The sequence below is a fragment of the Virgibacillus alimentarius genome (genome assembly GCF_017874635.1).
Taxonomy (GTDB): domain Bacteria; phylum Bacillota; class Bacilli; order Bacillales; family Amphibacillaceae; genus Virgibacillus_B; species Virgibacillus_B alimentarius.
Map to the genome: position 1 here is coordinate 77,803 of NZ_JAGIKX010000008.1, position 12,160 is coordinate 89,962.

Annotated in this window: 14 protein-coding genes; 6 read left to right on the top strand and 8 right to left on the bottom strand. The window is 39.8% G+C overall.

Annotation, left to right across the window (positions count from 1 at the left end; translation table 11 throughout):
- Window positions 1–32 precede the first annotated feature (32 nt).
- Together J2Z81_RS06900 and tagD are read right to left on the bottom strand one after the other, a co-directional pair.
- The gene (locus tag J2Z81_RS06900) at window positions 33–1,226 is read right to left on the bottom strand and encodes an LCP family glycopolymer transferase (protein ID WP_084179021.1); all 1,194 of its coding nucleotides are present in this window, start codon (window positions 1,224–1,226) and stop codon (window positions 33–35) included.
- A gap of 325 nt (window positions 1,227–1,551) precedes the next feature.
- Entirely contained in the window at window positions 1,552–1,950 is a 399-nt protein-coding gene (tagD, locus tag J2Z81_RS06905; protein WP_029267472.1) for a glycerol-3-phosphate cytidylyltransferase, read from the bottom strand.
- 175 nt (window positions 1,951–2,125) lie between these two features.
- Here tagD and J2Z81_RS06910 point away from each other — a divergent pair, with 175 nt between their 5' ends.
- Complete coding sequence (locus tag J2Z81_RS06910; RefSeq protein ID WP_226370978.1) at window positions 2,126–2,326, top strand: hypothetical protein; 201 nt, start codon at window positions 2,126–2,128, stop codon at window positions 2,324–2,326.
- Window positions 2,327–2,619: 293 nt separating this feature from the next.
- On the opposite strand, the gene J2Z81_RS06915 is transcribed toward J2Z81_RS06910, so the two are convergent.
- From J2Z81_RS06915 to J2Z81_RS06940, 6 genes are all read right to left on the bottom strand, one after another.
- Entirely contained in the window at window positions 2,620–3,105 is a 486-nt protein-coding gene (locus tag J2Z81_RS06915) for a methylated-DNA--[protein]-cysteine S-methyltransferase (RefSeq protein ID WP_038220957.1), read from the bottom strand.
- A 52-nt stretch (window positions 3,106–3,157) separates the two neighbouring features.
- Window positions 3,158–3,709: a bifunctional transcriptional activator/DNA repair enzyme AdaA gene (locus J2Z81_RS06920; RefSeq protein WP_029267478.1), complete on the bottom strand. Its 552-nt coding sequence runs from the start codon at window positions 3,707–3,709 to the stop codon at window positions 3,158–3,160.
- A 28-nt stretch (window positions 3,710–3,737) separates the two neighbouring features.
- On the bottom strand, window positions 3,738–5,018 hold the full coding sequence (locus tag J2Z81_RS06925) for an APC family permease (protein WP_226370979.1): 1,281 nt from the start codon (window positions 5,016–5,018) through the stop codon (window positions 3,738–3,740).
- Window positions 5,019–5,798: 780 nt separating this feature from the next.
- Window positions 5,799–7,457, bottom strand: a complete 1,659-nt coding sequence (locus tag J2Z81_RS06930) for an amidohydrolase (RefSeq protein WP_226370980.1) — start codon at window positions 7,455–7,457, stop codon at window positions 5,799–5,801.
- Entirely contained in the window at window positions 7,457–8,923 is a 1,467-nt protein-coding gene (locus tag J2Z81_RS06935) for a sodium:solute symporter family protein (RefSeq protein ID WP_226370981.1), read from the bottom strand. Before J2Z81_RS06935 ends, J2Z81_RS06930 begins: the two co-directional genes overlap by 1 nt.
- A 205-nt stretch (window positions 8,924–9,128) precedes the next feature.
- Window positions 9,129–9,851, bottom strand: a complete 723-nt coding sequence (locus J2Z81_RS06940; protein WP_029267485.1) for a GntR family transcriptional regulator — start codon at window positions 9,849–9,851, stop codon at window positions 9,129–9,131.
- A gap of 318 nt (window positions 9,852–10,169) precedes the next feature.
- On the opposite strand from J2Z81_RS06940, the gene J2Z81_RS06945 reads away from it, so the two are divergent.
- From J2Z81_RS06945 to J2Z81_RS06965, 5 genes are all read left to right on the top strand, one after another.
- Complete coding sequence (locus tag J2Z81_RS06945) at window positions 10,170–10,478, top strand: DUF4282 domain-containing protein (protein ID WP_051681393.1); 309 nt, start codon at window positions 10,170–10,172, stop codon at window positions 10,476–10,478.
- A gap of 126 nt (window positions 10,479–10,604) precedes the next feature.
- A complete protein-coding gene (locus J2Z81_RS06950; RefSeq protein WP_051681394.1) occupies window positions 10,605–10,925 on the top strand; it encodes a DUF4282 domain-containing protein in 321 nt (106 codons plus the stop codon).
- 346 nt (window positions 10,926–11,271) lie between these two features.
- Complete coding sequence (locus J2Z81_RS06955) at window positions 11,272–11,493, top strand: hypothetical protein (protein ID WP_029267491.1); 222 nt, start codon at window positions 11,272–11,274, stop codon at window positions 11,491–11,493.
- Complete coding sequence (locus J2Z81_RS06960; RefSeq protein WP_051681395.1) at window positions 11,494–11,814, top strand: YolD-like family protein; 321 nt, start codon at window positions 11,494–11,496, stop codon at window positions 11,812–11,814.
- 91 nt (window positions 11,815–11,905) lie between these two features.
- A complete protein-coding gene (locus tag J2Z81_RS06965; protein WP_226370982.1) occupies window positions 11,906–12,061 on the top strand; it encodes a hypothetical protein in 156 nt (51 codons plus the stop codon).
- Window positions 12,062–12,160: the final 99 nt, after the last annotated feature.

Below are 12,160 nucleotides of genomic sequence, written 5' to 3' on the forward strand. Positions count from 1 at the left end.
TTAGTTTCATAGATTAGCAACCTTTTTTTGTTTTAGTATTGATATTCTTCATCGAGTGAATCATTTGCTGGCGGATCCGGATATTCATTGTATGGCCGTTCATTGGATTGTTCTGGATCCTGGTTTTGATTAGGGTCCTGGTATGGGTCTTGCTCTGGGTTTTGTTCCGGATATTGATTTGGATCCTGGTTCGGGTCTTGCTCTGGACTTTGATTAGGATCTTCTGTGTTCGGATTTGTATCTTCTAGTTCGAGATGTTGTTTTAATTTGCTTTGTGTTTCCGCAAGTGCAGCGTCATCCACTTTCCAGTAATAGGTACCTGAAGGCTGGTAATCCGTGCCCTCCAGCTGCAATGTTTCGATATCTAAGTCATCCTTGCTTGTACCATAGGCGACAAGGCTTTTCATTTCATCAAAAGTCAGATTCGTTTTCATATTGTCCCCAACCGCATCGATCATATTATCGTATTTTAGTACGGAACTGATGGATGTTGCTTTCTTAATAGCAGCCTTGACAATGTCTTGCTGACGCTTTCCACGTTCAATATCATTGTCTAACTTTCTGGTTCGGGCTAATGCGAGTGCTTCTTCACCGTTCAGTGTTTGCAACCCTTTCTTCAGGTGAATGGAGTCTCGCTTGTCTTTGGAATTCGATTCTTTGAATTCGTACGGAACTTCGACTTCAATTCCGTTTAATGAGTCCACCACTTCAACAAAAGCTTCGAAATTCACTTTGACATAATAGTCAACGGGTACATCGAGCAGACTTTCAACAGCGTTCATCGTTGCCTTTGAGCCACCGAAGGCATGTGCATGGTTAATTTTAGTCTCATAGCCGACTTCTGGGAGGTAAACCAATGTATCCCGCGGTATGCTGACGATTTTTACACTTTTTTCATCTTTATTTAATGTGGCCAGCATCAATGTATCGGTTCGTGCACTGCCAGCATTGTCTCTTTTCTTATTTTCATCCACTCCCATGAGGAGAATGGAGACGTTATCGAATTTTGGATCGACGATTGTTTCCCGAAGATCAGATTTTTCTCTTCCATTGTCTTCATAGGAACCGGAGAGAGCAGAATCTGCTTTGACGTAAAGATAAGTTGCATAGCTCGCAACGGAAAGAAAGGCTAAAATCAAAATCAAGGTAAAAACTCGCCCTTTACGTAATTTCTTTTTCGGTTTATTTCGCGTCACCCGAGTTTGAGGATTGTCGTTCCTTTTCATACTTAAAACTCCTTAAAATTAGTTGATTCCTTAATCTATATGAATCCAAAAAAAATTTGTCGAACTTGCATTGGGAATAAAGTCGAATATTAAACAGTACACCCGAAAAATATTACGACCATCTTTCATTTTACTATGAACTGCGTGATAAGTACATTAAAAAATTATTACAATTTTGTAAGTAATTATTGTAATCTAAGGAAAAAAATGCAGGAATAATTTTTGTGAAGTGGAAAATACTATCTGTGATTTAGTAGAAATTACCTGAACTCGTGCAGATTCTCATCGTGGAAAAAGAAAACCGTGGTGAAAATTGTCGCTGATTTTAGCGATCCCTGACTCGGTGCAGATCCTGTTTAATCTTTGTCGTGGATACACCAATGGTTCTTGGTAAATAAATAACTTCACAATAATCTTTTAAAAAGTCAAATTTCCCTTTCCAGTCATCTCCCATGACGAAGATATCGATGTGATGTTTGATGACATCATCCATTTTTTGGTCCCATGTTACCTCAGGAATCACTTGATCAACGTAGCGAATCGATTCAAGAATTATTTTGCGATTTTCGAATGTATGATAGGCTCTTTTGTTTTTTAATGTATTAAATTTATCCGTAGATAGCCCAACGATTAAGTAATCGCCCATTTCTTTGGCACGGCGCAGCAAATTAATATGCCCACTATGAATTAGATCAAATGTTCCATAGGTGATTACCTTAATCATCGTTTTCTCCTCCATCTACTATATACTATTAGAATAACCAATAACCTATAACATATGTTTTTAAAAAAATAATAATTTATAATTATATAATACATGCTGTCAAAATTGAAGTAAAGTACATGACGGAATTGTAAGATAATTGATTTAGGAAAGGATTGGATGGAGGAAAGTAGACGTGCAGCGTTCGTGGGACCGAGGGGCTGTGTGGCTGTGTGTATCAACTGGAAATGTGCGAATATCGCCTGGAGTGGGAGGGAATCAACCGGAGGGGCGGAAATATCGTCCGGAACGTGAGTATATCAACCGGAGGAGTGGAAGTATCGTCCGGAACGTGAGAGTATCAACCGGAGGGGCGGAAATATCGTCCGTAACGTGAGTATATCAACCGGAGGAGCGGAAGTATCGTCCGGAACGTGAGAGTATCAACCGGAGGAGTGGAAGTATCGTCCGGATTGGGAGTAGGATTTTATCAAGAGTAAACTACTAAAAATCCATTTACATCAATACACAATGTAATTGTTAGATGACAATTGGTTACAGTGAATAAGAATGCACCACAAATAAAAAACTAAATCCTCTTATATTTTATCGAGGAATTAGGCTTTTGATCTGCAACAATCGCTTCCGATTGCCGTAGACAGGCGATTGATAGTAGTAAGCTTTTATTTGCTAATAAATCATAACGCCTTCAATTAACAGTAACTGTTTCTTCTTATCCGTTCCCCCGGCATAGCCAGTCAGTTTTTTATTTTTCCCTATTACACGATGACAAGGAATAAGTATAGGCAGTGGATTAATAGCGTTAGCATGGCCAACTGCACGAGTCGCTTTAGGTTTCCCAATAAAAGTAGCTATTTCAGAATAAGATCGTATTTCTCCATAGGGAATGCTTCTTAATGCTGCCCATGTTTGCTTTTGGAATGGTGTCCCTGTTAGTTCAAACGGGACATCAATTTGTTTGCGATCCCCATGAATATACTCCTGAAATTGTTGACAAATAGGGTTTCCAATCTCGTGATTTCGTTTTATCTTGTGCTTAGTAACCAAAGCATGCCAACGGTCATCGTTCAGTAAGACTTGTTCGAGTAAACCATCCTCTTTGAAAACAAATCGCAAACAACCGATGATTGTATTGCATTCATCATAAAAGATCATATCCGTATCTCCTTCGGTTTAGTTTTAGTGAATATTGATCAGAATAGGAAAATTATTGATGGTTAGCTGTCATGTTGACCCGAAATTGATATGGTGAAAGTCCAGTATTCCGTTTGAATGCGTTATAAAAGCTGGATATACTTTGATATCCGATCTGATAACCAACTTCAGTGCTGTTTAAGGTGGTTGTTAAAAGAAGCTCCTTGGCCTTATTAATTCTGACCTTTTCGAGATGCAAGCGTGGTGTATACCCGGTTCGTTCTTTAAAAAGGCGATTTAAATGAAAACCGCTAATTCCCACTACGGTTGCTAGTTCATCCAAAAGTATAGTTTGCCCATAATTATCTTCGATGAACTCCATCGTTTCTTTTACAACTAATTTGAATGGGTCATAAGTAGTCACTGATTTCAAATCGGGTCGACACCTCTTACAAGGACGATATCCTGCCTTTTGCGCCTCCGTTGCATTAGAAAAAAAGGATACATTATCACTATTTGGAACCCTTGATTTGCAAGACGGTCGGCAAAAAATACCTGTTGTTTTTACCGCATAAAAAAATATCCCATCATAAGCTGAATCACATAATACTGTTGCTTTCCACATAATGTCTTTAGAAATATTATTGATATCTTTATTCTTCATCAGATTTCACCTTTTCTTTGTAGGCAAAAATGTTCTTATCCAAAACCATATAAATTACATATAAGACCATGATAATAATCGGGACAAATATATATAACTGGAAAAAAGGAATTACCAACAAACATGAAATAAAAGCGATTAATGATGCCCACCATGGCAGTGTGCTCCTCTTAAACAACTTCACCCCTGCTGCCATTGATATTATATAGACTAAAATTCCGAGGGACGTTGGGATAAACAAAATATCATCGAACGCCAAAGATAAACCATTTACTATGAAAACCCCTGCTACTGAAAAGCAGATTATAAACAATACCATCCTTCTCGGAATTTGGGTTGTTGTATGTAGCTTTGAAAGGTTTTTGGGAAAAGCCCCATCTCTGCTTAATGAATATCCTAATTGCGTGAGACTGGCCACAAATGCATTCGAAGTTCCAGTGCAAATGATTAAGGCTAAAATAGCTGTTACATATTTAGCGCCGACACCTACTGCATCCCCCATTATAATTCCGATAGGAGATAGATTGCTTTCCTCACTACCATACGTGCCTGTACCAATGGTGACCAAACTTAATGCCAAAAATAGTACGCCAATTATTACCGCGCTAATAATAGACCCTTTGACAATATCTTTGTCCGGTTTCCTAAAATTATTGGCTAAATTACAGATAGCCTCCCAACCGAAAAATGCCCAAAATATAACTGTTACAGTACTTCCAATGGAAAACCATCCATTTGGAATAAGCGGAGTAAAATTCCCCCATTGTATGTTAGGTAATGACACAAATACTGCTGACAGTAAAAGTACAAGTAGCATAGCACTTAAAATCAATGCGACTTTACCACTGACTTTTACACCATAATAGTTTGAAACACCCGCGGTCACCAAAATCAATACGGCAATTGTAGTTGTTATAAAAGGTGATAATTCAAACGCATCACCAACATAAAAAGCACCAGTCATGGATACAATTGTCTGTCCAACAGCTGCGGTTACAAAATAAAACCATCCAACAATATTACCAAGATGATATCCAAAAGATTTTCTAACAAAAGTTGCTGCACCGCCGACATCTGGATATTTCCCAGCCAAGCTTGCAAAAGAGTAGGCAAGTGGAAAACTAATTAAAATAACGATAAGCCATGACAAAATCGATGCTGGACCCGCCATCGATGCCGTTACACCTGATAAAAAGAGGACGCCTGACCCTAAAATGGCTGCTATATATAATGCAATTCCCTGAAGTAATCCAATGGATTTATTGTTCATAATTTCACTCCCTTTTTAGTATTCAGCATACTAAAAAGGGGCGATCAATTCTTTTTGATTCTTGCGGTTTAATTCGTTAATGAAATGATCAGAAAACATTTTCACAATAGCTTTTATACCACTGAATGGCCCGATCGTTCAAAATCGATCTCGTAATTATACTTCTTAAGTTTATTTTAACACATACCCTAACGAGAACACTCTTCTAAAAGTATTGTTTTTACGGGTGCAAGAACTCGAAAATGAATGGGAAGGTGGCCATATCCAAAACTGGGAGATGGTGATGAACCAGCTGCTCGTTCATGACCGCTTGAAAGATCGTGTGTTAAAGTATTTAGAGCAACTTACACACTTTAGTTGACAAGCCCTAAATTTTTTATCTAGCAGTATGTATAACGGATATGGTTTTTCTTCCACAATTACTTTTTGGACTTTCATCTCTCCACCCTCTTTAAATATCAACCGGAGAAGTGGAAGTATCGCCTGTAACGTGAGTATATCAACCGGAGAAGTGGAAGTATCGCCCGGAACGTGAGAGTATCAACCGGAGGAGCGGAAGTATCGCCCGGAACGTGAGAGTATCAACCGGAGGAGCGGAAGTATCGACCGGAGTGAGAGTATATCAACCGGAGGAGTGGAAGTATCGCCTGGAACGTGAGTGTATCAACCGGAGTAGTAGAAATATCGACCGATCCTGTTAATCCGGTACATCGGAAATAGGCTCAATCAAAAAGAGCAATCTTTTCCACATCGAAAAGATTGCCTTCGTTGGTACGGTTTTTAGCTTGTGATAAGGTTTTTGTTTTCGTAAACGGACTGGCCGTTGATAAAAGTTGCTTGGATGGTGATGTCTTTTATTTCATCCGGATGTACAGTTGTAGGATCTGCTTCGAGTATGGTGAAGTCAGCTTGTTTTCCTATTTCAATACTGCCGGTGTGTTCTTCTTCAAAGTTCAATGCAGCACCATAGATTGTCATTGCTTTTAATGCGGTGACAACATCAATTCGCTGCTCAGGTCCGAGTAATTTTCCGTTTCTTGTTGTGCGATTGACTGCGGACCAGACGGAAAATAATGGGGATATTGGTGTAACAGGGCAATCGGAGTGCAGGGTGAATAATAAATTATGCTGAGCAGCTTCTGCTAAAGGGCTGATGCGCCGTGCGCGCTCTGGTCCTAAGAAAATTTGCTCGTGTCTGTCTCCCCAGTAATAGACGTGATTGATGAAAAATGAACCAGCTACTTGGAGTTTAGCCATTTTCTTCAAGTCTTCTGGTTGACCGGTTTGGACATGCTCAATCCGGTGTCTGTGATCACGCATCGGAAACTTTTCTAACGCATATTCATATGCAGCGAGAATGGAACCAATGGCACGGTCACCGTTTCCGTGCGTGGTGACGCGAAATCCTCTACGGTGCAAATCGAGCACTTCTTCTTGAAAAGATTCTTGTTCATGGATCAAATCGCCGTCAATGTCAGGGTGCTGATAATAGGGTTCTCTTAATGCGCCGGTTAAGCCTTGAATGGAGCCATCTTGAAACATTTTTGCACTGTCAAGGCGGGCATTTCCATTGGATTGTTCGCTGATCATACGATCTAATTGTGCGGCGGTATAATTGCCGAAAGGACCTTCTTGCCTTAGCAGGTCATTGCTGATCATTAACCTTGCGCGCATAGGGTTAGCACCGGTTTGAGCTGCTCTGAGATGTACTTCTAATTCATCAAGACTACTTACTTTCGCATCTGAATTCGTTGTGATTCCTTGGGCAACATATTCGTTGGATACGTTTTTCAAATCCGCTGTCATTTGTTCAACTGTTTTTTGCGGGAGTACATTGTAAACAGGTTCCATCGCTCCGGGTTCATAAAGCACGCCATTTAAGCTTCCTTTCTGATCCCTGCCAAAATGTCCGCCGGATACGGGATCAGGTGCTTTGTCATCTAACCCGGCATATTGTAAAGCAAGTGAGTTGACTGCTGCTAAGTGACCGGATATATGACTGATCATAACGGGATGATTCGGGGATACTGCATCTAAGTCATCGCGTGTAATATGCCGTTTTTCATCAATCAGGGTATCATCAAATCCGTAGCCCCGGATCCATTCTCCGGCTGGTGTTTCTTCTGTTTTTTGACCAATTGCTTCGGTGATATTTGCGATGGATTCGTTAGGGGGCGTGCTACAATTGACCTGATCACGCAGGAGTCCGTACATTAAAATATGGTTGTGCGTATCGATGAAACCGGGCATTAAGGTTGCCCCTTTTAAATCAATCACCTTTGTTTGCTCGGTGGTATGTAAAACATTGCTTGGTGGTTCCGGTTCATTCCATATACCGAAAATTTTCCCATTTGAAACTGCCACAGATCTGGACCGGCTGTTATTTTTGTCTAGTGTTAATACATTTGCATTGGTGAATAATACATCAATTTTCGTCATTATAAAACCTTCCTTCTGTTGTTTAATAAGCTTTCTTCTTCGTCTACAGGATCCTTCTCTTCTTTCATGGAAAAGTAGTAAGCTGTCACTTGTTCGTCAGCTGAATGGCTCGTACGGAGACTGACGATAACAAGGATTAAAAAGGAAACGATTAGTCCGGGAAGAATTTCATGTATTCCAAATGGCTTTCCTAAAAGATTCCAGATCACAGCTAAAATGAAGGAACCGATAACACTTGAAATAACACCTGTTTTTGTTGCTTTCCTCCAAAACATAGCTGCAAGAACGGGCATGACCATCGTTATGGCAGAAAGAGACAAGGCAATCGAATAGATCGCAATGACGTCTGTGATTAGAAGGGCGATTAATAAGCCGCCAAGCGCCATACCTGCGACGGAAAGTCGTGATACTTTCAATACTTTTTCACTGCTTGCGTCCGGTGCAATCCATCCTTGATAAATATCTTTTGACATATTCATTGCACCACTTAATAAAAATGACGTAGCTCCTGTTAATACAGCAGCAAAAAGGGATACCATAAAGAATCCGCCAATAGCAGGAGGGAAAACAGCCTCAAGAAATTCCGTATATACAAGATCCGGGTCTGTATTTAATGGGATGGCTTGCCGTGCGATGATGCCAATGCCAATGGCAAATACGCCAACAAGGAGTGTTAAAATAAATCCTGTCGAGACCGCGTGCACCGCTATTTTTTCTGTTTTAGCAGCTGAGATGCGCTGCCATGATGTTTGCCATACTAAGTAGAATGGTCCAAATATGAGCATGTAGTTCAGCATTTCTGTCGTATTCATTGCGGATAGACGAAAAAATTCTGCTGGTGTATTTTCGATGACTGTATCTACGCCACCAACATAACGAAGTCCCATCACAAACATAATGATGAGCCCTGCAAGAATTAACACGGATTGCACAGCATCCGTCCAAGCAACACTTGGAAGTCCGCCTAATAACGTAAAGGCGACAGATATGACAAAGCCAAGCAGCATTGCTGCAGGGAGAGGAATATCGACAATCGTCGTTAAAATAGCCCCCATGCCAACAATTTGCATACCAAAAGTTGGTGTCATATAAAGGACACTAATAATAAGTGACGGTATAATTCCAGCTGCTTTTCCAAACCGGCGGACAAATAAATCCGGCAATGTGTACAATTTAAGCTTTCGTATCGTGGCCCCAAGAAGTACAGCAACGAGGATGGAGAAAAAAACAGTGGGAACACTTGTTATCATCCAGGATATGCCGATATGAAATCCCTTACCGGAAGCACCAATAACTGCCGCAGAACCTAGTGCAGTTGCAATAATACTTCCGCAAATAGGAAAGAACCCCAGACTGAAATTAGCCATCGTATAATCATCTGCCGTCTCTATCTTCCGGGAATAATACAGACCAACACCTAAAATAGCGACTAAAAATACGACGATCCAAGCAATATACCAATTCAATTGTTTCACACCTTTCCAAACGGATTCGACATAACATCTCGTGAAGACTCCATTTATTACAAAAACGGACTATTCAGATAAAACGGTATTTTTTATTTTAAAGGATGCATCTTTAGCAATACAACATGATCATAATGTTCGTACCAGTGGGGAATGTGGGGGTTTTAGCCATAAAAAAGACCTTCAAACGCGATGTTTGAAAGGTCTAGTTATGTTTGCGTGATAGTTTAATTTTAAATGAATACATGTCTGCCCGGTAAAAAGCATGTTCAAATTCTACAAATTTACCATGGACATCGACTAGTTTACGGTTAGCGATCAACATGCTTTCACCGGGGGAAATACCTAATAAGGATGCATCTTCCTTCGTTGCATTCCCTGCTTTAATGATCTGATCCGCTTCAAAGGTATGAATTCCAAGCTGCAGCTCAAGCAAGTCATATAATGTAACCTTATTTAAATCATAGGTACGGATCTTTTTCCCTAAATGAATAGGATAATAATGGTTTTCAATCCCCATTGGTGTTTGATCTGCGTAGCGAACTCGTTTAAAATGAAACGCTTTCGTTATTCCGGTGATTTTTTTAAGAGGCGCGGGCAATTCGACAACTTCTGACTGAATTAGCTTTGCACCAGGTTCCATTCCCATTCTTTGAATCGTCTCACTGGTACTGCTTAAATTTCCAAGCCAATCCTCTATCGGCTTCATCGAAATAAAAGTTCCTCTACCGGGTCTTTTATCAAGCACGCCTTCGCTTACTAATTCCGTTATTGCTTGTCTGACGGTGCTCCTGCTTACATAAAATTCATCCATAATTTCTCGCTCACTCGGAATCTTTTCGATGTAGCTGCCATCTAAAATGTTCTGTTCAATTCTTTGTTTCAATTGGACATAAAGAGGGATTGAATTATTATAGTCTAGTGCCATACTTAGCCACCTTGTGGTTAAAGTTTATATTATTTTCAATTGTAAGAATACCATACATGTGAACGGAAGGCGAGGGTGGGGTAAGCTGTGGATTGCTCTTTGAAAAAAAACAGAATAATTTGCAGGTTGTTTTCGTATAATGAAATGGGGCTTAAAAGCATGAAAACAAGGACATAAGTCTCATTGCGAGATGGAGGTTTTTGTCGTAAAATAGCATACATAAAAACCGTTATAGGAATATTTTTCCTATTTTGTTAATGGCGGTGTAAAAAAGATATCACATCTTTTTTACTATAGGAGTAGATGGGGGGGAAAGAAGTGGAGAAATTTATCAAGTTTGACAAAATGATTACACCGACAATTATTAAAATTGTTTTTTGGATTGGTGTTGCTTTGTCTCTTATTGGTGCGATCGCTTCGATTGTACAAGGAATGTCCTATTACGGCCATCCGAGTCAAATCCTTTTAGGGTTGGTTATGATTGTTCTCGGTCCGCTTTTGGTGCGAATTTATTGTGAACTCTTAATTATCATGTTTAAAATGTATGAGACTTTAATAGAAGTAAAAACGCTATTATCCAATAAAAATCTTTCCAATGACATGAATGATACAACGAGTAATGAATAAGGACAGCCAGGTTTTGAGCGATAGCATACATAATATATGACATTTCCTTTTGTGAACGGAAGGGATAAAAAGCAATGATACTTTTTTTATGATAGTGATAGACAATTAGTTGGGAGGGATAGGGTAATGGAAGAAAAATTCAAGAATTTTGTCAAATTCGATAAAATGATTACACCGACAATTATTAAAATTGTTTTTTGGATTGGTGTTGCTTTCGTCGTTATTGGTTCCGTATTTACGATTGCAGAAGGCATGTCCTATTATGGTGACCCTGTAAATATTTTCATGGGGCTGCTTATGCTCGTTGTTGGCCCACTTTTTGTCCGAATTTATTGTGAACTCTTAATTATCATGTTTAAAATGTATCAGACCTTAACAGAAGTAAAAACGCTATTATCCAATAAAAATCATTCCAATGACATGAATGATACAACGAGTAATGAATAAGAATGGACCGGAAGCCCGCTTATCGGAAGAAGGATAAGCGGGTTTTTGGTTTGAAAGTAGGGAAAGGATACTTTGATAAACAATAAAAGATGAACTCGAGCAACCTTGCAAGGAAGTCGAGCAATAAAGTGCTGCACACGCGCAATAAGGAATAGAATGCGAGCGATATTGGATGAAGCTCGCGCAATAAATTAAAAACTCGCGCGACTAAGAGCCAAACTCGAGCAACACCCTTGCTCTGTAACAGGGGACAGGCTCCCTTGTAGATTTTCCATCCACTCCCACTTGCGAACGTTTGTTCTTTGTTCTATAATGGGAACAAATGATCGAAAAGGTGGTCCTGCTAATGCATTTTATCCTTCATCGTTCCTTGCAGCGCAAAGAAAAAATTAGGATCTTTTATATGGATCGTAGTAATCGTCTGACAGAGCGTTGCATTCGAGTGATACGTATAAATGAAGATTCGATTGTTGCTTATTGTTATTGGCGCAAAAAGGTAAGAACATTTAAACGGGATTATATTCTATCTGCGGGACGGCCAAAACACCATAGAGGAGTTGGAGCATAAATGAGTTTAAAAGACCGAGGGACGAAAAAATGGACTTCTTTGATGCTGCCCGAGCACGTGGAGATGCTGAAAGAGGTGTTCAGGCAGGATGAATACAAGGAGAAGCCAATTTTAGATGAACAGCAAAAGGTAGAAATGGATACCATGTTGCAATGTGCACTGCACAATGACTTAACGGTAGAAATCACTTATTTTGCTGATCATGATTATAAAAAAGTAGAAGGGAAGTTATTAATGATTGACGTGCTTAATAATCGCTTGGCATTGGAAGATGAAATTGAGATAAAAATAAGTGATGTGATCGGTGTAAACGTGTTGTGACCCCTTTTTGATTTTAGGAGGATTTTTCGCAAATCGACGGATGATCCCTGAATAATGAGAGCTGCAGAAGCCGTTATTCGGGGATTTTTATATGTGCAGAATCATTGCTGATAAGGATAAAACTGGCATCCGGCGCCGACCGACTGGAGGGACCAACCATCGAAGAAGCAGAGGAGCGCGCGGATGTATCAACCGGAGTGCGTGGATATCAACCGGAAAGGGGATGAAATCGACCGGAGCGCGGTGATATCGATTAAGTCCATATAATTGTGTAAAAGAAAAGGATAAACAAAAAGGGTCATATTAACTCCTTGTGATACAATGTTTTCAACGACGAATACAAAGT

Bases quoted from the DNA above. Each gene is read 5' to 3' on its own strand.
- J2Z81_RS06920 (WP_029267478.1), bottom strand. From the start codon at position 3,709: ATGTGGAAAGCAACAGTATTATGTGATTCAGCTTATGATGGGATATTT.
- J2Z81_RS06940 (WP_029267485.1), bottom strand. From the start codon at position 9,851: ATGGCACTAGACTATAATAATTCAATCCCTCTTTATGTCCAATTGAAA.
- J2Z81_RS06915 (WP_038220957.1), bottom strand. From the start codon at position 3,105: ATGATCTTTTATGATGAATGCAATACAATCATCGGTTGTTTGCGATTT.
- J2Z81_RS06930 (WP_226370980.1), bottom strand. From the start codon at position 7,457: ATGACGAAAATTGATGTATTATTCACCAATGCAAATGTATTAACACTA.
- J2Z81_RS06960 (WP_051681395.1), top strand. From the start codon at position 11,494: ATGAGTTTAAAAGACCGAGGGACGAAAAAATGGACTTCTTTGATGCTG.
- J2Z81_RS06965 (WP_226370982.1), top strand. From the start codon at position 11,906: ATGTGCAGAATCATTGCTGATAAGGATAAAACTGGCATCCGGCGCCGA.
- J2Z81_RS06955 (WP_029267491.1), top strand. From the start codon at position 11,272: ATGCATTTTATCCTTCATCGTTCCTTGCAGCGCAAAGAAAAAATTAGG.
- tagD (WP_029267472.1), bottom strand. From the start codon at position 1,950: ATGATTAAGGTAATCACCTATGGAACATTTGATCTAATTCATAGTGGG.
- J2Z81_RS06925 (WP_226370979.1), bottom strand. From the start codon at position 5,018: ATGAACAATAAATCCATTGGATTACTTCAGGGAATTGCATTATATATA.
- J2Z81_RS06950 (WP_051681394.1), top strand. From the start codon at position 10,605: ATGGAAGAAAAATTCAAGAATTTTGTCAAATTCGATAAAATGATTACA.
- J2Z81_RS06900 (WP_084179021.1), bottom strand. From the start codon at position 1,226: ATGAAAAGGAACGACAATCCTCAAACTCGGGTGACGCGAAATAAACCG.